The 20,628-nt window shown below is 58.9% G+C and carries 16 protein-coding genes; 14 read left to right on the forward strand and 2 right to left on the reverse strand.

Going from position 1 to position 20,628, the window contains the following annotated elements; all coding sequences use genetic code 11:
• Positions 1–13: 13 nt before the first annotated feature.
• The gene (gene aceE, locus EA797_RS02445; RefSeq protein ID WP_122163601.1) at positions 14–2,659 is read right to left on the reverse strand and encodes a pyruvate dehydrogenase (acetyl-transferring), homodimeric type; all 2,646 of its coding nucleotides are present in this window, start codon (positions 2,657–2,659) and stop codon (positions 14–16) included.
• A gap of 275 nt (positions 2,660–2,934) precedes the next feature.
• Here aceE and glnE point away from each other — a divergent pair, with 275 nt between their 5' ends.
• From glnE to EA797_RS02515, 14 genes are all read left to right on the forward strand, one after another.
• The gene (gene glnE, locus EA797_RS02450) at positions 2,935–5,880 is read left to right on the forward strand and encodes a bifunctional [glutamate--ammonia ligase]-adenylyl-L-tyrosine phosphorylase/[glutamate--ammonia-ligase] adenylyltransferase (protein WP_122163602.1); all 2,946 of its coding nucleotides are present in this window, start codon (positions 2,935–2,937) and stop codon (positions 5,878–5,880) included.
• A gap of 39 nt (positions 5,881–5,919) precedes the next feature.
• Positions 5,920–6,843, forward strand: coding sequence for a branched-chain-amino-acid transaminase (gene ilvE / locus EA797_RS02455; protein WP_122163603.1), 924 nt, complete (start codon positions 5,920–5,922; stop codon positions 6,841–6,843).
• A gap of 79 nt (positions 6,844–6,922) precedes the next feature.
• Positions 6,923–7,957: a lipopolysaccharide heptosyltransferase II gene (gene waaF / locus EA797_RS02460; protein ID WP_122163604.1), complete on the forward strand. Its 1,035-nt coding sequence runs from the start codon at positions 6,923–6,925 to the stop codon at positions 7,955–7,957.
• Entirely contained in the window at positions 7,958–8,959 is a 1,002-nt protein-coding gene (gene waaC / locus EA797_RS02465; protein WP_122163605.1) for a lipopolysaccharide heptosyltransferase I, read from the forward strand.
• Positions 8,959–10,080 carry a glycosyltransferase family 4 protein gene (locus EA797_RS02470; protein ID WP_122163606.1) on the forward strand — a complete coding sequence of 374 codons (1,122 nt, stop codon included), beginning with the start codon at positions 8,959–8,961 and terminating at the stop codon, positions 10,078–10,080. The genes waaC and EA797_RS02470 overlap by 1 nt, the downstream gene beginning before the upstream one ends.
• The gene (rfaP, locus tag EA797_RS02475) at positions 10,077–10,883 is read left to right on the forward strand and encodes a lipopolysaccharide core heptose(I) kinase RfaP (protein ID WP_122163607.1); all 807 of its coding nucleotides are present in this window, start codon (positions 10,077–10,079) and stop codon (positions 10,881–10,883) included. The genes EA797_RS02470 and rfaP overlap by 4 nt, the downstream gene beginning before the upstream one ends.
• A complete protein-coding gene (locus tag EA797_RS02480; protein WP_122163608.1) occupies positions 10,883–11,617 on the forward strand; it encodes a lipopolysaccharide kinase InaA family protein in 735 nt (244 codons plus the stop codon). Before rfaP ends, EA797_RS02480 begins: the two co-directional genes overlap by 1 nt.
• Positions 11,614–12,360: a lipopolysaccharide kinase InaA family protein gene (locus EA797_RS02485; RefSeq protein WP_122163609.1), complete on the forward strand. Its 747-nt coding sequence runs from the start codon at positions 11,614–11,616 to the stop codon at positions 12,358–12,360. The genes EA797_RS02480 and EA797_RS02485 overlap by 4 nt, the downstream gene beginning before the upstream one ends.
• The gene (locus tag EA797_RS02490) at positions 12,357–13,805 is read left to right on the forward strand and encodes a lipopolysaccharide kinase InaA family protein (protein ID WP_122163610.1); all 1,449 of its coding nucleotides are present in this window, start codon (positions 12,357–12,359) and stop codon (positions 13,803–13,805) included. Before EA797_RS02485 ends, EA797_RS02490 begins: the two co-directional genes overlap by 4 nt.
• Positions 13,806–13,817: 12 nt before the next feature.
• Entirely contained in the window at positions 13,818–15,572 is a 1,755-nt protein-coding gene (locus EA797_RS02495; protein ID WP_122163611.1) for a carbamoyltransferase family protein, read from the forward strand.
• Positions 15,556–16,689 (forward strand): glycosyltransferase, encoded by a 1,134-nt coding sequence (locus EA797_RS02500; protein ID WP_208644418.1) that lies wholly within the window; start codon positions 15,556–15,558, stop codon positions 16,687–16,689. Before EA797_RS02495 ends, EA797_RS02500 begins: the two co-directional genes overlap by 17 nt.
• Positions 16,690–16,826: 137 nt before the next feature.
• Positions 16,827–17,756 carry a glycosyltransferase family 2 protein gene (locus tag EA797_RS02505; protein ID WP_122163613.1) on the forward strand — a complete coding sequence of 310 codons (930 nt, stop codon included), beginning with the start codon at positions 16,827–16,829 and terminating at the stop codon, positions 17,754–17,756.
• 61 nt (positions 17,757–17,817) lie between these two features.
• Positions 17,818–18,840, forward strand: a complete 1,023-nt coding sequence (locus EA797_RS02510) for a glycosyltransferase family 9 protein (protein ID WP_122163614.1) — start codon at positions 17,818–17,820, stop codon at positions 18,838–18,840.
• Entirely contained in the window at positions 18,777–19,883 is a 1,107-nt protein-coding gene (locus EA797_RS02515) for a CgeB family protein (protein WP_208644400.1), read from the forward strand. The genes EA797_RS02510 and EA797_RS02515 overlap by 64 nt, the downstream gene beginning before the upstream one ends.
• A 46-nt stretch (positions 19,884–19,929) precedes the next feature.
• Here EA797_RS02515 and EA797_RS02520 read toward each other — a convergent pair whose 3' ends face one another.
• Positions 19,930–20,562, reverse strand: coding sequence for a phosphotransferase (locus tag EA797_RS02520; protein WP_122163616.1), 633 nt, complete (start codon positions 20,560–20,562; stop codon positions 19,930–19,932).
• Between the last annotated feature and the right edge of the window lie 66 nt (positions 20,563–20,628).

Here is a 20,628-nt window from a genome sequence, read left to right on the forward strand (position 1 = left end):
TGCGCACGCAGCATCAGCAATCCAGAGGATTGCGCTTCTCGGGGTCGATACCGAACTCAGTGATGGCATTGGCCACGACCGTGCGTTCGATGGCGCCTCGATCGGCGAGTGCCTGCAGTGCGGCGACGGCGACCCAGCGCCGGTCGACTTCGAAGAAGTCACGCAGCTTCGCGCGTGAGTCGCTGCGGCCGAAGCCATCAGTGCCCAGCACTTGGTATTCACGCGATGGTACCCACTGACGAATCTGATCGGCGAAAAGCTTCATGTAGTCGGTCGAGGCTACAACTGGACCTTCACGGCCTTCCAGGCACTGCTCGACATAGGTCTTGCGCGGCTCCTCGGTCGGGTGCAGACGGTTCCAGCGATCCACGGCCAGACCGTCGCGGCGCAGCTCGTTGAAGCTGGTCACGCTCCAGACGTCAGCCCCGACGCCCATCTTGGCGAGGATGTCCACCGCAGCACGCACTTCGCGCAGGATGGTGCCGGAACCCAATAGCTGAACGCGGTGCTTGAAGTCGCCTTTGGCTTCCTCGAGCAGGTACATACCCTTGATGATGCCGTCTTCGACGCCCTGCGGCATGGCTGGCTGCTGGTAGTTCTCATTCATCACGGTGATGTAGTAGTAGACGCTCTCCTGCTTCTCCATCATCTGATGCATGCCGTGATGCATGATCACCGCCAGCTCGTAGCCGTAAGTAGGGTCATAGCTACGGCAGTTGGGGATGGTGCTGGCGAGGATATGGCTATGGCCGTCCTCGTGCTGCAGGCCTTCGCCGTTGAGCGTGGTACGACCGGAAGTGCCGCCCAGCAGGAAGCCGCGGGTCTGTGCATCGCCGGCGGCCCAGGCCAGGTCGCCGATCCGCTGGAAGCCGAACATCGAGTAGAAGATGTAGACCGGCAGCATCGGTTGGTTGTAGTTGCTGTAGGCGGTGCCCGCCGCGATGAACGAGGAGAAAGCGCCGGCTTCGTTCAGGCCTTCCTGCAGAATCTGACCGTCCTTCTCTTCGCGGTAGTACATCACCTGGTCGCGGTCGACAGGCTCGTACAACTGCCCCACTGGGGAGTAGATGCCCAGCTGGCGGAACATGCCTTCCATACCAAAGGTGCGCGCCTCGTCGGCAAGGATCGGCACGATACGCTTGCCCAGATCCTTGTCCTTGACCAGCTGCGACAGGATCCGCCCGAAGGCCATGGTGGTGGAGATTTCGCGGTCACCCGAGCCGTCGAGCACAGCTTTGAGTGTGTCCAGCGGCGGCGTAGGAATGCTGAAGCTCTTCGGACGACGCTGCGGCAACGAACCACCCAGCTTCTCGCGGCACTTGCGCAGGTAGCGCATTTCGGCGCTGTCTTCGGCCGGGCGATAGAACGGAAGCTCTTCGAGCTGCGAATCGTTGACCGGAATGTCGAAGCGATCGCGGAATTTCTTCAGGCTGTCGATATCGACTTTCTTGGTGTTGTGGGCGATGTTTTTCGCCTCACCCGCACCGGTGCCGTAACCCTTGATGGTCTTGGCGAGGATGACCGTCGGCTGACCCTTGTGGTTGACCGCCTGATGGTAAGCGGCATAGACCTTGTACGGGTCGTGGCCGCCGCGGTTGAGCTTCCAGACTTCCTCGTCGGACATGCTCTCGACACGCTTGAGCAGCTCAGGATCAGCACCAAAGAAGTGTTTGCGCACATATGCGCCGTCTTTGGCCTTGTAGTTCTGGTATTCCCCGTCGATCGCCTCGTCCATGCGGCGCTGCATGCGGCCGTCTTCGTCGGCGGCGAACAGCGGATCCCACAGGCGACCCCAGACGACCTTGTTGACGTTCCAGTTGGCGCCTTTGAACACGCCTTCCAGCTCCTGGATGATCTTGCTGTTGCCGCGTACCGGGCCGTCCAGTCGCTGCAGGTTGCAGTTGATGACGAACACCAGGTTGTCGAGGTTCTCGCGGCCGGCCAGGGAGATGGCGCCCAGGGTTTCCGGCTCGTCGCATTCGCCGTCGCCGATGAAGCACCAGACGCGCTGCTTGCCCTTTGGAATGAAGCCGCGGTTTTCCAGGTACTTCATGAAGCGCGCCTGGTAGATCGCGGTAATCGGGCCCAACCCCATGGAGACAGTCGGGAACTGCCAGAAGTCCGGCATCAGGTGCGGGTGCGGGTAGCTCGACAGGCCCTGTCCGTCCACTTCCTGACGGAAGTTGAGCATCTGGTCTTCGCTCAGGCGGCCTTCGAGGAAAGCACGGGCGTAGATGCCGGGGGAGGCATGGCCCTGATAGTAGATCAGGTCGCCGCCATGCTCTTCCGTTGGCGCCTGGAAGAAGTAGTTGAAGCCGATGTCATAAAGCGTGGCGCTGGAGGCAAAGGTGGAGATATGACCACCCAGGTCCGGGTCCTTCATGTTTGCGCGCATCACCATCGCCAGCGCGTTCCAGCGGACCAGGGAGCGGATACGGCGCTCCATGAACAGGTCGCCGGGCATCTTGGCTTCGCGGGTGACGGGGATGGTGTTGCGGTACGGCGTGGTGATGCCGTATGGCAGCGGTGTGCCGCTGCGGGTGGCCAGTTCCCCCATCCGGGTCATCAGATAGTGGGCGCGGTCTTCACCTTCGCGGTCGAGAACGGACTCGAGGGCGTCCAGCCATTCCTGGGTTTCGACGGGATCGAGATCTTGCATGGCTTGCTCCAGGGCGGAAAGGCTTCCAGAATCGGTTGCCTGCTTCGCGGCCGGCTTTGTGGGCCGGTGCGTTTATGTTCTTGGATGATTACCGGGGGTAGAGCCGGGCCCTGTAGTTTTACTACAAAACCACCGTTGTTTCAGCCCCCTTCCATTGTCTCTCGTAGTAAAACTACATCGCAGCGATCTGGCCTGACTCGTTCATTCTTTCGGGAAAGGCTCTAATCCGGGCGCTCCCGCTTTCTTGCGGCCGTTCTAGGCTTGAAGGAACTTTTATGAGTCTGCCACCACTGGTTGCATTGCCAAAGCCGCTATTGACATTGGTCACCCGTGCCGAGGAGACGTTCCTCGGTGCTCTGAATGACACATCCGGGACAATGAGTGCACGTCTCGATGCTTGGCCGGCAGAGCGACGTGATGCCTTTGGCAGAGTGTGCGCGGCCAGCGATTTCGTCATCGAACAGGTTAGCCGAGATCCCGAGATGCTGCTCCGGCTCGCTGATGACGGGCTTCTGGAACGCTCATTCAAATGCGGCGAGATGCGCTCTATGCTGGCTGAGCTTCTTGTCGATTGCACAGACGAAGACGCCCTGGGCCATCAGTTGCGGCGCTTTCGGAACCGTCAGCAGGTCCGCATCATCTGGCGTGATCTGACCCGCCAGGCCGATCTTTCCGAGACCTGCGGCGATTTGTCCGACATGGCGGACGCATGCATCGACTTGGCCTATCAGTGGCTGTACGAGCGGCACTGCGAGCATTCTGGCGTTCCGACCGGCCGACGCAGCGGCCTGCCTCAGCAAATGGTCATCCTTGGAATGGGCAAGCTAGGCGCCCGCGAGTTGAATCTCTCGTCCGACATCGATCTGATTTTCGGCTACCCCGAGGGTGGCGAAACCGTGGGGGCGAAGCGCTCGCTGGACAATCAGGAGTTTTTCGTTCGCCTCGGCCAGCGGCTGATCAAGGCGCTGGATGCGCCAACCCTCGACGGCTTCGTGTTTCGCGTGGACATGCGGCTGCGGCCATACGGATCTTCCGGCTCGCTTGTCTTGAGCTTCAATGCCCTTGAGCAGTACTACCAGGATCAAGGCCGCGACTGGGAGCGCTACGCCATGATCAAGGCCCGCGTGGTCGGCGGGGATCAGGCAGCAGGCAAGGAGCTGCTGGAGATGCTTCGGCCCTTCGTCTATCGCCGCTACCTGGATTTTTCCGCCATCGACGCGCTGCGCACCATGAAGCAGCTGATCCAGCAGGAGGTACGGCGCAAAGGCATGGCGGCCAATATCAAACTGGGCTCCGGTGGTATCCGCGAAGTGGAGTTCATCGCCCAGGCGTTTCAGCTGATTCACGGTGGCCGCGACCTCAGCTTGCAGCAGCGCCCGTTGCTGAAGGTGCTCACTATCTTGTCCGGACAGGGCTACTTGCCGGCCGCTGCGGTCGATGAGCTGCGTGAGGCTTACGAATTTCTGCGCTATACCGAGCACGCGTTGCAGGCCATCGATGATCGCCAGACGCAGATGCTGCCTGACAACCAGACCGACTGTGATCGCGTTGCCTTCATCATGGGCTTCGATGATTGGGAATCCTTCCACCAGCAGCTGTTGTATTGGCGCGGTCGGGTCGACTGGCATTTCCGTCAGGTCATTGCCGATCCGGACGAAGACGAGGAAAGCGAAGGCGAGGCACTGGTAGGCGGCGAGTGGTTGCCATTATGGGAGCAGGACTGGGACGAGGAATTCGCCTGTCGCCAGCTCAGCGATGCAGGCTTTCGCGACGGTCAGGCCGCTTGCCAGCGTCTTGCAGCGTTACGCAGCGGCAATCAGGTGAGAACCATGCAGCGCTTGGGGCGCGAGAGGCTCGATGCCTTCATCCCCCGACTGCTGGCTCAGGCGGTGGATCAGGATGATCCGGACCTGGTGCTCGAACGCGTGCTGCCGCTGGTCGAGGCGGTTGCACGTCGTTCCGCCTACCTGGTGCTGCTGACCGAAAATCCGGGCGCGTTGCAGCGTTTGCTGGAGCTGTGCGCCGGAAGCCCTTGGATTGCCGAGCAGATCGCGCGTTTCCCCTTGCTGCTCGATGAATTGCTAAATGCCGGACGGCTGTTCAGCCCGCCGCTGGCTCCGGAACTCGCGGCCGAGCTACGCGAGCGGCTGGCGCGCATTCCCGAGGACGATCTCGAGCAGCAGATGGAAGCCCTGCGGCACTTCAAGCTTGCGCATCGCCTGCGCGTCGCGGCGTCGGAGATCGCCGGCACCTTGCCGCTGATGAAGGTCAGCGACTACTTGACGTGGTTGGCCGAAGCCATTCTTGAACAAGTGCTTGCGCTAGCCTGGCGACACACTGTCGCACGCCATGGCCAGCCGCGAAGGGTCGACGGTTCGTTGTGCGACCCGGCCTTCATCATTCTCGGATACGGCAAGGTGGGCGGTCTCGAGTTCGGCCACGGATCGGACCTGGATCTGGTGTTCATTCATGATGGTGATCCCAATGCCGAAACCGACGGCGCCAAGCCGATCGATGGCGCGCAGTTCTACACGCGGCTGGGCCAACGCATCATTCACTTGCTGACCACGCAGACCACGTCCGGACTGCTCTACGAGGTCGACATGCGCCTGCGTCCGTCGGGCGTATCTGGGTTGCTGGTAAGTTCGTTGAGCGCGTTCGATCGGTATCAGACCGATGAGGCGTGGACGTGGGAACACCAGGCGCTGGTGAGGGCGCGGGTGCTGGTGGGGTGCCCGCAATTGGCTGCTGATTTCGAGAAAGTCCGCGCATCCGTTCTGGCGCGCGCGCGTGATCTTGACCAGCTCCGTCGAGAAGTCAGCGAGATGCGCGCCAAGATGCGCGACAACCTCGGCACCCGTGCCACCCAGGCTGGTACGGCGGAGAAGGCGTTCCTGGCTGATGGCGAGTTCAATCTCAAGCAGGATGCCGGTGGTATCGTCGATATCGAATTTATGGTGCAATACGCGGCTTTGGCGTGGTCGCACCAGCATCCGCAACTGCTGCGCTATACCGACAATATCCGCATCCTCGATGGGTTGGAGCAGGCCGGGTTGATGACCGGCGATGAGGTTCGGCTGCTGCAGGATGCCTACAAGGCGTACCGTGCCGCGGCCCACCGGCAATCACTGCAGAAACTGCCTGGCGTTGTGAGCGGAGATCAATTTCATGACGAGCGTCGCGCGGTGATGCGCATCTGGCGCGAGCTGGGACTCAGCTGATCTCGTCAAACAGCATTTACCGAATTCGAGGTGGCAACAATGTCGATGTCCGATCGTGATGGCGTGATCTGGTATGACGGTGAGATGGTGCAGTGGCGCGATGCGACCACCCATGTGCTGACTCACACTCTGCATTACGGTATGGGCGTTTTCGAAGGCGTACGTGCCTATAACACGCCGGCCGGCACCGCGATCTTTCGCCTGCAGGCGCATACCGATCGATTGTTCGACTCGGCGCATATCATGAATATGAAAATGCCGTACTCGAAGGAAGAGATTAACGAGGCGACCCGCGCTGCAGTGCGTGAGAACAATCTCGAAAGCGCCTACATCCGCCCGATGGTGTTCTACGGATCAGAAGGCATGGGGCTGCGCGCCAGCGGCCTGAAGGTGCATGTCATCGTAGCTGCCTGGCATTGGGGCGCGTACATGGGCGACGAGGCGCTGGAAAAAGGCATCAAGGTGCGCACCAGCTCCTTCACCCGCCACCACGTCAATATCAGCATGACCCGCGCCAAATCCAATGGTGCCTATATCAACTCCATGTTGGCCTTGCAGGAAGCTATCTCTGGCGGCGCTGATGAGGCGCTTATGCTGGACCCTGAAGGCTATGTAGCTGAGGGCTCGGGCGAGAACATCTTCATCATCAAAGATGGAGTGATCTACACGCCCGAAGTCACTGCCTGCCTCAACGGTATCACCCGCGGCACCGTTCTTACCCTCGCCGAGGAGCTGGGTATCAAGGTTGTGGAGAAGCGCATCACCCGGGACGAGGTCTACATCGCTGACGAGGCGTTCTTTACCGGCACTGCTGCTGAAGTCACCCCGATCCGTGAAGTGGATGGGCGCAATATCGGCATCGGCCGTCGTGGCCCGGTAACCGAGCGCGTGCAGAAAGCCTACTTCGATCTGGTGTCCGGCAAGACCGATGCGCACGCTGAATGGCGGACTCTGGTCAAGTAAGCGCCGGGTCCGTCGCAGGCACGAGCTGCGTGAGCTGCTCGCGCTTGCAGCCTGAGGCCTGAAGCTTGAAGCTGCCCTTATGAATATTCTGATTGTGGGTCCCAGCTGGGTCGGCGACATGGTGATGGCGCAGACCTTGTTCATGTGTCTGAAACAGCGCCACCCTGACTGCCAGATTGATGTGCTCGCGCCGGAATGGAGTCGTCCTATCCTCGAGCGCATGCCCGAGGTGCGGCAGGCGCTGAGTTTTCCGGTTGGGCACGGTGTGCTCGACATGGCGACGCGGCGCAACATCGCCCAGAGCCTGCGGGGGAAATATCAACAGGCGATCCTGTTGCCCAACTCGCTTAAATCAGCTCTTGTGCCTTTCTTTGCCGGTATTCCCAAGCGCACCGGTTGGCGCGGCGAGATGCGCTTCGGCCTGCTCAACGACATGCGCAAGCTGGACAAACAGCGCTATCCGCTGATGATCGAGCGCTTCATGGCGCTGGCTTACAAGCCCGGTGCCGAGTTGCCCAAGCCCTATCCGAACCCGTCGCTGCGCATTGTTGAGGAAACACGCGATGTCGCTCTGGCTCGCTTTGGGTTGTCGCTCGATCGGCCAGTGTTGGCGCTCTGTCCCGGAGCCGAGTTCGGTGAGTCCAAGCGCTGGCCAGCAGAGCATTTCGCGAAGGTCGCGGAGGTCAAGATCCGCGATGGCTGGCAGGTGTGGCTGTTCGGCTCCAAGAATGATCACGCTGTGGGAGAAGGTATCGTGCAGGGGCTGATCCCTGGGCTGCGCGAGGAAGCGGTCAATCTCGCCGGAGAGACCAGCCTGGCTGAAGCCATTGATCTGCTCTCCTGCGCTGAGGCGGTGGTCTCCAATGACTCGGGACTGATGCACGTCGCCGCTGCGCTCGGTCGTCCGCTGGTGTCCATTTATGGCTCTACCTCGCCTGCGTTCACGCCGCCGCTGTCGGACCAGGTCGAGGTGGTGCGCCTTGGGCTCGATTGCAGTCCCTGTTTTGACCGGACTTGCCGCTTCGGCCACAACAACTGCATGCGTGAACTGAAGCCGCGCCCGGTCATTGAGGCGCTGGAACGCCTGGCTCCTCAATCGATAGAGGTACGCTGAGTGAGAGTGCTGCTGGTCAAGACCTCTTCGTTGGGTGACGTGGTGCATACGCTCCCGGCGCTGACCGATGCCCAGCAGTCGATTCCGGGTATCGAGTTCGACTGGGTGGTGGAGGAGGGCTTCGCGGAGATTCCCGCCTGGCATCCAGCCGTCTCCCAGGTCATCCCCGTGGCGATCCGTCGCTGGCGCAGGCATCCATTTCAAGCGCTACGCTCCGGTGAGTGGTCGCGCTTCAAGTCTCGGCTGAGCGAGACGCGCTATGACTTGGTGATCGATGCACAAGGGCTGGTCAAGAGCGCCTGGTTGACCCGATACGTCAAGGCACCTGTCGCAGGGCTGGACCGCGAGTCAGCGCGCGAGCCGTTGGCATCTCGCTTCTATGATCGGCGATACGCCATCGCGCGGGATCAGCACGCCCTCGAGCGCGTTCGGCAACTGTTCGCTCAATCGCTCGGCTACTCGGTGCCCGAGACAGTTGCCGATTACGGTCTGGATCGTAATCAGTTAGCCACGCCGGGCGACCAACCTTATCTGCTGTTTCTGCATGGCACTACCTGGGCGAGCAAGCATTGGCCTGAAGATTATTGGCGCGAATTGGCCGAGCGCATGAGTGAATTTGGCTGGTCGATTCGGTTGCCATGGGGCAATGCAGACGAGAAGGCCCGCGCCGAGCGGATTGCAGAAGGCCTCTCGAGTGTTTCAGTGTTGCCCAAGCTGAATCTCGGAGGGATCGCCAAGGTCGTTGCCGGAGCGCGTGCCTGCGTTGCCGTCGACACTGGGCTTGGGCACCTAGCCGCCGCGTTGGACGTCCCGAGCATCTCGCTTTATGGGCCGACCTTACCTGGTCGAGTGGGCGCTTATGGTCGCTCGCAGATCCACCTCTGTGCATCCGGGCCGAACGCCGGCAAGGGCGATCGCCACAAACCCTGTTTTGACGACTTGCCAGCAGAGCGGGTCGCCAGCGAACTCAAGGCCCTGTTGCGGTCGTCGGAGACAACCTGATGCAACTGGCCTTCATTCTGTACAAGTATTTTCCCTTCGGTGGGCTGCAGCGCGACTTCATGCGCATCGCCTTGGAATGTCAACGTCGCGGCCATGCGATTCGTGTCTACGCGATGATCTGGGAGGGTGATGTTCCAGACGGTTTCGACGTGCTGATCGCGCCGGTCAAGGCAGTCTTCAACCATACCCGCAATGAGCGCTTTACCGCATGGGTCGAGGCTGACCTGGCCAAGCGCCCGGTGGATCGAGTGGTCGGCTTCAACAAGATGCCTGGGCTCGATGTCTATTACGCTGCCGATCCGTGTTTTGAAGACAAGGCGCAGACCCTGCGCAATCCCATCTATCGCCGCTGGGGTCGTTACAAACATTTCGCCGAGTATGAGCGCGCCGTCTTTGATCCACGCTCCAAGACCGAGATCCTGATGATCTCCGAGGTCCAGCAGCCTCTATTCGTCAAGCACTACGCAACGCCGGCCGAGCGCTTTCATCTGCTGCCGCCGGGCATTGATCAGGATCGGCGTGCGCCAAGCGATGCTGCGGGCGTTCGTCGGGCCTTTCGTGAAGAGTTTGAAGTGGCGGATGACGAGCTGTTGCTGGTGCAAATCGGCTCAGGCTTCAAAACCAAGGGGCTCGATCGCAGCCTCAGGGCGGTGGCCTCGTTGCCTCGGGAGCTCAAGAAGCGCACCCGTCTTTTCGTCATCGGGCAGGATGATCCAAAGTCGTTCCAACTGCAGGCCAAAACGCTGGGAATTTCCAGTCACGTTGTGTTTCTCAAGGGGCGCAGCGACATCCCACGTTTTCTTCTCGGAGCAGATTTGTTGATCCATCCGGCTTACAACGAAAACACCGGCACTGTCCTTTTGGAAGCGCTAGTGGCGGGGCTGCCTGTACTGGTGACGGATGTCTGTGGTTACGCCCATTACATCGCTGATGCGAACTGTGGCCTAGTAGTGAGTAGTCCTTTCGACCAGGCTGAGCTCGACCGACTGCTGGCCGAAATGCTTGCCGATGACGAGCATCGCGGGAAATGGGCCATCAATGCCTTGGCTTACGCCGACCAGGCGGACCTCTACAGCATGCCTGAGCGGGCGGCCGACGTGATCCTGGCGGAGCGGTCATGAAGCTGATTCTTGCCGAACCATTCAAGACACTCTGGGCCGGACGAGATCCGTTCGACGCCGTGGAGCAGTTGCAGGGCCAAGTTTACCGAGAGCTCGAAGGTCGGCGGACCTTGCGTACCGAGGTCAACGGGAAAGGTTACTTCGTCAAGATTCATCGCGGTATCGGCTGGGGCGAGATCTTCAAAAACCTCAGCACCGCCAAGTTGCCGGTCCTGGGAGCCGGGCAGGAATGGCGAGCCATTCAGCGCCTGCACGAGGTAGGCGTCCCGACTATGACCGCGGTGGCCTATGGCGAACGTGGCAGCAACCCTGCCGCTCAGCATTCGTTCATCGTCACTGAAGAACTGGCACCCACTATCAGCCTCGAAGATTTCAGCGCCGATTGGCTGGCCAACCCCCCCGAACCGAGGCTCAAGCGCGCGTTGATCGCTGAAGTTGCTCGCATGACCGGCACCATGCATCGCGCCGGCGTGAACCATCGCGACTGCTACATCTGCCATTTTCTGCTGCATACCGCCATGCCGGTTACCGCTAAGGACTTGCGACTTTCGCTGATCGACCTCCACCGCGCTCAGGTGCGTGAAAGCACCCCGCGCCGCTGGCGCGACAAGGATCTGGCGGGATTGTATTTCTCGGCATTGGGCATAGGCCTGACGGAACGCGACAAGCTGCGCTTTATCCGCGTCTATTTTCAAAAGCCATTGCGCGAGATCCTGCGCGGCGAAGCCCGACTTCTGGCTGAGTTACAGCACAAGGCGCGCAGGCTTCTTGCTCGCAAGGAACGCTATGGAGACGCGCTCTGATGGCTGGCTGGGTATTGGATCCTGCCTACTCGAAGCTGTCGCCAGACTTCGGAAGTTTGGGGGCCGTATTCGCACTGACCGGTGAGCGCGTCACGCAGGATCCTCTGTCCGAAGTGATACGAGTCGAGCGTGACGGTGTCCGGTACTACGTAAAGCGGTACACAGGTGCGGGTAAGGGGTTGCGCCGTTATGTCGGGCGACCCAGGGTCAAGGCTGAGTGGCAGAATCTGAAGCTGTTCGAGCGCTGGGGAATTCCCACTGCTCCGATCGTCGCCTATGGCCTAGAGCGTCGATTCGGCGGTTTTGCGCGTGGGGCGCTCATCACCCGTGAACTGGCCTGGACCGAAGACTTGGCTGCGCTTGCAAACGTTCATGACCAGCGTCTTCGGGACAGCGGATGGGTGAGAGATGTAAGCCGCCAACTCGCTGATGCGACCCGCAGCATGCATGCACGCCGGTTTGCGCACAACGATTTGAAGTGGCGCAATCTACTGGTCGATCCCCAGCGCAATCTCTTTCTCATCGACTGCCCGACAGGTGCATTTTGGTGGGGGCCTTTTCTGCAGCGCCGGATCATCAAGGATCTAGCCTGCCTCGACAAAGTCGCTAAATATCAGCTCAGACGAACGCAGCGTATGCGTTTCTACTTGCAGTACGTACAACGTGGCCATTTGACGCGCGAAGATAAATCGCGCATTCGCCAGATTTTGGACTTTTTTCAGGGGCGTGAATGACGGACTTCATTGCGGAGGCCGACAAAGCACTGCTTGAGCGAAATGGCCTCGCCGCATTTGATGCGCTGTGGGCGGTCAAGTTGCAGGCGGTAGACGACCCCAATATCGAGCGAGGCGGTTGGAGCAGTGTGTATCGCCTGGATGTGGATGGGGCGTCGTTTTATCTAAAGCGTCAGAGTAATCATCAGACACGCAGCTTGGCGCGCCCCTTTGGCGAGCCGACTTTCGCTCGAGAATTCCGCAATATCCAGCGCTACCAGAAGCTCGGAATTCCAACCCTGGAGGCAAGTTTTTTCGGCCGACGCCAGGTTGGTAGCGAGGAGCGGGCGGTGCTCATGACTCGTGCACTAGATGGCTGGGACGATCTGGATAGCTGGCTGGCTAGATGGCCCGATCTTGACCAACCGTGTCGCGCGGCGATTCTTCAAGCTACGGGGGATTTGGCTAATCAGTTGCATCGATCGGGTCAGATGCATGGCTGTTTCTATCCCAAACACATCTTTCTGCAGGAGCAGCCTGATGCATGGCGTGCCCGTCTGATCGATCTCGAAAAGACGCGTCCTTTGCTGCTTGGCCGACGGGACCGAATCAAGGACCTGGAGCCTTTGCTACGGCGAGCGCCATGCTGGTCGCAAGAGGATATTCGTGAGCTACTCGCGGCTTACCTGCACGACGACAACGCGATCGATGGCTGGGCGCAGCAATTGAACAGCCGTCGTCGCGACAAAGAGATGCGCACATGACGCTCGGCGAGTTGGCCCGCGCCGGGCGCGCCCCAGCCTTGCCGCTGACGCTGCATGTCGATGAGCTGGGCGAGCTGATCGTGGAGCACTGGTTGCGGGTTTTGCCTGGGCAGCGCTATGTCGGGCGGGCGCAATGGAATGGTCGAACGGTACTGGCCAAGCTCATGGTCGGGGGCAAAGCACATCGGCACTACATTCGTGAGCGCGACGGCGCTGCGCTACTCGCCGAGCAGGGGCTGCCGACACCAGAGCTGCTATCAGAAGGCTGGAATGCAGGTAGCGGAGGTTGGCTGCTGTTCGACTTTCTGCTCGATGCGCAAAGCCTGTGGAGCCGCTGGCAAGCGTTAGAGCGTGATCCGCCGCTGACCGATGCTCAGCAGGCGGTGCTTGGCAGTGCGCTCGAACTGATCGCCCACATGCATATGCGGGGCCTCTGGCAAGATGATTTGCATCTGGACAATCTGTTGATGCAAGCCGGCGTGCTACATGTGGTCGATGGGGGCGGCGTGATGGCTCAGCAGCCCGGCCAGCCGCTCGATCGGGCACAAGCCTTGGCAAACCTGGGCGTGTTCTTCGCCCAGCTTCCCGCTTCGCTGGACGCGCATATCGAAGAGCTGTTGGTCCATTACCTGCTGGCCAACAGTTCTCATGCGCTGCCGATGGAGATGTTGCTAAAGGACATACGCAAGGTTCGCGCTTGGCGAATGGCTGATTTCATCAAAAAGGTTGGCAGAGATTGCAGCCTTTTCTCTGCACGAATCGGTGCATTCGGCGCTGACGTAATCCGGCGGGAAGAAGTGGAGCCGCTTGAGACCTTAGTCGCCGATCCGGACTCTTTCATTGCCGCCGGACAGTTGTACAAGGACGGTGGTACTGCGACGGTCGCTCGAGTGGAACTCGATAATGGCCGACCTCTGATCGTCAAACGTTACAACATCAAAGGCCCGGTGCATTGGCTAAAGCGCTTTTGGCGCCCCAGTCGCGCCTGGCACAGCTGGGTCGAAGGCAACCGCTTGGCATTCCTTGGGATAGCGACGCCGCGCTTGCTGGCGGTCAAGGAACAACGCTGGCTATGGCTGCGAGGCCGGGCATGGCTGATTACCGAATTGCTTGCCGGAGAAGATATAATCGCCTGTTTCCGGCCATACCTCGACAGCTCGCCGCCCGAGGAGCAGCTATCAGCCCTTGAGCGGTTGCTTGAGACGTTGATCCGCGAGCGCATCAGCCATGGCGACCTTAAAGGACACAATCTGTTCTGGGACCAGGGGCAATGGACGCTGATCGATCTGGATGCAGTACAACAGCATCGAAGCGCTGCAAGCTTTGCTCGCGCTTACGCCAAGGATAGGGCGCGGTTGTTGCGCAACTGGCCTGCTGACAGCGCCTTGTATCGGCTGCTTGACCAACGTTTACCCGCGGTGCCCGGCACCCGCATCGAAGATTAAGAGGCAATATCCGTGGCATTGACGATTCTCGGCCTATCTGGCGCTCTCAGTCATGATCCCTCCGCTGCTCTGTATATCGATGGCAAGCTGATCGCTGCTGTCGAAGAAGAGCGCTTCGTGCGCGATAAGCATGCCAAGAACCGCATGCCGTACGAGTCGGCGAAATTCTGCCTGGAACAGGCGGGCATCAAGCCGTCCGATGTCGACGTGGTCGCCATCCCGTTCGCGCCGATCAGCATCTTCGAGAAGGCCCGCTGGCATTACGCCAAGCGCTACTGGTACGCGCCGGATCGCGCGCTGGATGCCATCCTCTTCGGCAATCGGCGCTACAACCGGTATAAGAAGCGCATCCAGTGGTGCTTGCAACAGTTGGGGTTTGACTTGAAGAAGGTCAAGATCGAACCGGTTGAGCATCACCTCGCTCATGCTTCCAGCGCTTACCATTGCTCCGGATTCAAAGAAAAGACTGCGATCCTCGGCATTGATGGCAAGGGTGAATACGCAACGACATTTTTCGGCTATGGCGAGAACGGCAAGATCCACAAGATCAAGGAGTTTTACGATCCGGACTCGCTCGGCGGGCTATACGGCGCAATCACCGAGTTTCTCGGTTTCGAAATGCTCGACGGCGAGTTCAAGGTCATGGGCATGGCGCCCTATGGTGATGCTGCCAAGTATGATTTTTCGCGCCTGGCCAAGTTCGAGAACGGCGAGCTGATCATCAATACCGACTACGCCAATGTCATCGGTTTCCGCCGTTACAAGGAGAAGGGCAAGGGCTACTACTTTTCGCCCAAGCTGATCGAGTGGTTAGGGCCGAAGCGTGAAGGCGATATCGCCGATGACCCTTACATCCATTACGCCGCCAGCATGCAGGCTCTTTTCGAGAGGCTTGCGCTGGAGATGATGGATTACTACCTGGGCGACATCATCAAGCAGACCGGTAAGATTGCCTTCGCTGGCGGTTGCGCGTTGAACGTCAAACTCAACCAGAAAATCATCGCACGGGACGAGGTAAAGGAGCTTTTCGTCCAGCCTGCGTCCGGTGACGCTGGTACTGCTGTTGGCGCGGCCGCTTATGTCTCGCATCAGCGCGGCGTGCCGGTCGAGAAAATGGAGCACGTCTACCTAGGGCCGTCGTACTCCAATGAAGATGTAATAGCAGCGTGCGCTCGCCACCCGCAGAAACCTGCCTGGCAGCGGATCGACGATGTTCCGGGGCACATCGCTCGGATCATGGTTGAAGGGAATCCGGTGGCTTGGTTCCAAGGTCGCATGGAGTTCGGCCCACGCGCACTCGGCGGACGTTCAATCATCGGCTGTCCAAGTATTCCCGGCGTGGCCAATCGCATCAACGAGCAGATCAAATTCCGCGAGCGCTGGAGGCCTTTCTGCCCGTCGATGCTCGACACCGTTGCCGAGCAGATGCTCAAGGTCGACCATCCGAGCCCGTTCATGACATTTACCTTCGAGGTCAACGATGAATGGAAAGAGCGCGTCGGCGAAGTGGTACACGAAGACGGCACATCTCGCGCGCAGGTCCTGGAAAGACACTTCAATCCGCGGTGGTACGACCTGATGAGCGAGCTCGAAAAGCTCACCGGCAATGGCGTGTCCTTGAACACATCCCTGAACCGTCGTGGTGAGCCGATGATTTGTTCGCCGACCGATGCGCTAAACATGTTCTATGGATCGGATCTGCAATATCTGATCATGGAGGATGTGTTGGTGGTGAAGGAGAGCAGGGCTGATCATGAGCTCGCCTGAACCGCGGGTTCTACAATTCTGCCACGGTTATGACGGCCCTTTTCTTGACTGCGCTCGGCAATATGCGGCGCTCTTCCAGGGGAGCGGGCTGAAAGTCACAACCGTCTACCTCACCGGCAAGGCTGATCCCGATGTCGAGCGTGGGTCCGCTTCGGATGAGGTCATTTTTCTGGGCTACAGTAGCAAAGCCATCCGAGGACTGAAGTTGGGCGCCATGCGCGACCTTCGGCGGCTCGTTGCCGAGCGCAATGTTCGGTTCTGCATTGCCCATCGTTTCAAGCCGATCTATATCGCGACCTTGGCGACGCGCCTGCCGGTGATAGGGGTGCACCATGCATTTGGTGACTATGGGCGCTTCACGCGCCGATTGTTTGCCCGTGCCTATAGCCAGCGACTCGCGCTGTTGGCGGTCTCTGATGCGGTGCGCGACGACATACGCGGACAGCTGCCCGGCTGGCCACAACACCGGATCCAGACGCTATACAACCGAATCGACATCAAGTCGATACAGGCTGACCAGGTAGACCGTCGAGTTGCGCGTGGGTCGCTCGGTTTGCCTGAAGACGCCTGGGTTATCGGGAATGCTGGACGCCTACATCCTGACAAAGACCAGGCCACACTCATCCGTGGATTTGCAGCAGCTTTGCCGAGCCTGCCAGCAGGGAGCGTGCTGGCGATCATGGGGAAGGGGCGGCTTGAGTCCAACCTCAAACGTCTTGCTCAAGAGCTGGGTATCGACGCTCAAGTTCTGTTTCTTGGACAAGTCCCCCAAGGGCGACGTTATTTCAAGGCGTTCGATATCTTCGCACTGTCCTCCGACCATGAGCCATTCGGCATGGTCCTGCTTGAGGCAATGGCCGCTGGGCTTCCACTTGTCTGCACTGATTGTGGGGGAGGGCAAGAGGTGGTCAAAGATGTCGGCGAGGTGTTTCCGCTAGGAGACTCCCAAGCCCTGAGCGAGCGATTGATTGCGCTTTCGCGCCTAGACGAGCAACGGATGCAAAGCATGAAGGAAGGAATGCTGAATCGGTTACAGCAGAGCTTTTCGGATGAGGCCGGCAAATTGCGGTTTCAGCAATTACAAAATGCTCTGAATCTCCCTGGTTTAACGCAGTAACGCTGAGTCTTGTGCTTAGAACTGGAGAGATCCTCGTTCAGAGAGGTCTTATAAAAAGGCTTTCTCAGCGGCTGGCCACATTAAAGCTATGAGCCGCGAGCTGGCTGTGCTTAATCACTATCCTGTCGGATCATCAAATGCAGCATAACTTGCGGCTCGCTGAGTGCCGGATTTCCGTAATCGTGCCTTGCTATAACTACGCCGAGTTTGTTGGCGATGCATTGCGCAGCGTGCTGTCCCAGGATCATCCAAGCTTCGAGTTGATCGTGGTAGACGACGGTTCAACTGATGACAGCGCTGCGGTAATTCAGCGCGTCATCGATAATGCGCGCGACTCAAGTAAAGCTCTGCGGACTGTCTTTGTGCGTCAGGCCAACCAAGGTGTAAGCGCAGCGCTCAACGCCGGCTTGGCCGTCGCACAAGGCGAGTTCATTGCATCCTTCGATGCCGACGACGTCATGGTGGCTGGTCGGCTGCGCCTTCAGGCGGACTACCTGGCGGCGCATCCCGAAGTAGGTTGTGTGGGCGGAATTGCACAGCGCATTGACGATCAGGGCGCTCTACTACCCAAGAAGGCCAAGAATCGACAGGTTAAGCGCTACGACTTCGCCCAGGTCCTGGCTAACTGCATTGTGGTGGGTGGAAATCTGGCGATGTATCGGCGAGAAGCGATTGATCGTGTTGGGGGCTATGACTCATCGATCAAGGTTCAGGATTTCCAGATCACACATAAAATCGCCTATGCGGGTTACTTCATTGATGTTCTGCCGGATATCGTTACGCTGTATCGCAAGCATGCAGGTGGCTTGTCTCGTAACTATGAGGCTGAGTATCGCTATTCGATGCAGGTGATTGAGGCTTACAAGGATCATCCTTCGTTCGAGTCGGGCAAGGCCCGTCTGTTGATCAAGATCCTTGGGCCCGCTGCCATTCTCAACAAACGGCTTGCCTGGAGTCTCCTGACACAGGTTCCCGTACGGCAATGGAACCGTCAGTATTTCAAGCGCGTCCGTCACTTTTTCTTCAAGTGGCAGCGAGCGAAATCCAGGCATGACGTCAGCTGCTGAGAGCTTTGCATAGCAGCATTAATGCGGTCACAACGAATCTGCTTAGAGGGAGCCTTGCCAAGTGCACACGCTTGAACAACCGCGCGCATCTATCAGCCGGGGTGATGCGCGCGTGGCGCTTATCTCCTTCGACTCGCTTGGAGATGGCCTTATCTATCTGATGATGGCCGATAATCTCAGGGCCAACGGGTATCAGATCGACTGTTATGGAAATATTGCTTATCAGCTGAGGGATTGGCTGCCGCAGCTCAATATTCTGCCGTATCCCGCACCTTCTGCCTTCGAGGCGGCGTTCGAGCAGTACGATTTTGTGATCGCCAGCCCCCCCAGTTTTCTTCGTCGCAGTTTCAGCGAAACCGATTTGCAGAGGGTTCGGCAGAAGTGGGCGCTCATTTGCCAGAAGACGCCCCAAAGCTGGCTCCATGACCATAGCGCGGCGGCATCGCCGGAATTGGCTCATCAGTTTGGCGGATTACTATCCTGCGCAGGTCCCATCCGTTTCAAAACCTTCGACCAGGAGAGCGTGGTGGAAATCACTCTTCAGTACATGCGTGAGCGCATGTGCCTCGAGCGGTTGACCAAGCAGGTATCGTTGACCCCGCCCTCAGGATTGAAGCATCGTCGGCATCCTCGTCGAATTGTGATTAGCCCCGATTCGGCGGGGCCGGAAAAGAAGAACTGGTCTCCCGCAGGGTTTCTCAAACTTTGCCAGACGTTAAGAGATAAGGGCTATGAGCCGCATATCGTCGTGGCGCCAAACAATCACGCTCGGTGGGAGCGGCTGGCTGACGGGCGATTCCCTACTCCCAGGTTTCCCGAGATCGGCGCGCTGGCTGCGTTCCTATACGAATCCGGTTTCCTGGTGGCTAACGATTCGGGCAATGGGCATCTGGCTTCATTTCTCGGCATCCCGACGGTTACGCTCTATCGCAAGAAAAACCCTCTTTTTCACTGGCGCCCCGATTGGGCACCTGGTGTCGTCATATGTCCCAGCTTCACATTGCCGAAGCTTGAAGGCTCATGGCGCTGGTTCATCACGCCGGCGATGGTGCTACGCGCAATCGAAAATTTATCGAGTCACTAATGAAGATAATCATCCTGGACGGTATTAGCGGCGTCCCCCTGGGCAAGGAAATCCACGGTGCGTTTCAGGGGGCAGGCGTATCGTCGGTCTATGCCGATGCGTTTCACTTCAAGGCAAGACCGTTTTACCGCTTGTCTTCAATCGTCCTGAAGAGCCGGAACAGGATGCGGGACAAAGAAGGTTTTTCGCATTTGCCGAGGATCGAACTCAAGGAGCTGGAAGCCTTGATCGAGCGAGAGCGGCCTACTCACGTCCTGGTAATAGGGTTTCTGTACAAGCACTTCGAGGTCAGGGCAGCCAGAGAATTATTGGACAAGCACGGTGTAAGCCTGCTCCTGTACGACACCGACAGCTGCAACCTATATGGGAAGCGGCGAGAGTTCGTCTACTTCATCCAGCAGGAGTTGCCTGTTTACGACCATATCTTCTCCTTCTCTAAAGTCACGACACGTTTCTTTCAGGGCACGCTCGGGCTAAAAGCCTCTCACCTGCCATTTGGCGCGCTGCCTGTGAATGCGCTCGGATTGCAAAAGACCGCCGAAGCGCTTTTCGTTGGAAGTGCCGATCTACGCAGAGTGTTCCTGCTAGAAGGGGTTCGGGACCGAGTGGCCATTCGCGGCAACCGGTGGAAGCGAAACTATCCGCTGATGTCTTCGGCCCTGCGGGCCCGGGTGGATGACCGCACGGTCTGGGGCGAAGAGCTGCAGATGCTCTTACAAAGCGCCAAGATCGTTATCAATATCACCCGTTCGGACTTCTACGGAGCCGAGACGGGAGTCAACCTGCGAATCTTTGAAGCATTGTCTGCTGGTTGTTTCCTGCTGACCGACTACTGCGAGGAGATCGCAGAGTTATTCACGCCAGGGCAGGATATCGAAGTATTTCGCTCTGCGACGGAGCTCCGGGCAAAGGTTGCTTACTATCTCGAGAACGAAGAAGAGCGTGAGCGCATCGCACGGAACGGACGCGCTCGATTCCTGGAGCACCACACATGGGCGGCACGCATCGACCAGATCGGTTCGACGCTAGCTGCAGTGGATTAATTGAGCGCTATGGCGCGTAGGTAGCAGAGATGGGCGCCGCCGGGCATCACAAGCTGGAGCCTAGCAGCGGGTGCCCGGCAATCGCCTGATAGCCTTTTTGCAGGGCGTCGCTGTGTTGCTCGAATAGCCATATGCGATCCTGTTCATAGCGTTGCATATGACGGCTGTTACGCTTGCGCTTGAGATCGGATAGCTTGCCGCGCCCGGCATGCAGATCCGCAAAATCGATGAGTCCGAGCTGACCGTCAGGAAGAAGAAGGACGTTGCCCAGGTGCAGCGAGCGAAAGTAGATACCGTTCTCGTGCAGCTTTCCCAATAACTGTCCGAAACGCTCCGCCAGTTGATCCCGCTCCGGTTCGTTGGAGTCAAGCATGGCTTGGCGCAAGGTGATGCCCGGAAGCCCCATGTAATGGACGGCAGTGCGACTTGGCTCCGAGATGCGGTAGACCTCCAACACCTCAGGCGTTGGGATCCCTATATCTCTGAGAAGTCGTGCATTGTTGGCGAAGCGGCTGGCGTAAGGACTGTACGCCTCGGACGAAAACAGGCGTTTGCGTCTGAAGAGTTTGAAAAAACTACCGTCTTCCAGCCTTAGAACCTTTGGTCCGAAGCTGTCGTGCTCAAGTACGCTGGCGTTGTTAACGAGTGTCTCGAAGGCGTCGGCTGACATCTGGATCATTGGCGCACGGCTTGCGTTAAAAGAAAACGATTCTAGCCTATGACGAGCGCCAGTCGGTCGTTCGGC

The organism is Stutzerimonas zhaodongensis, assembly GCF_003696365.1.
Taxonomy (GTDB): Bacteria; Pseudomonadota; Gammaproteobacteria; order Pseudomonadales; family Pseudomonadaceae; genus Stutzerimonas; species Stutzerimonas zhaodongensis.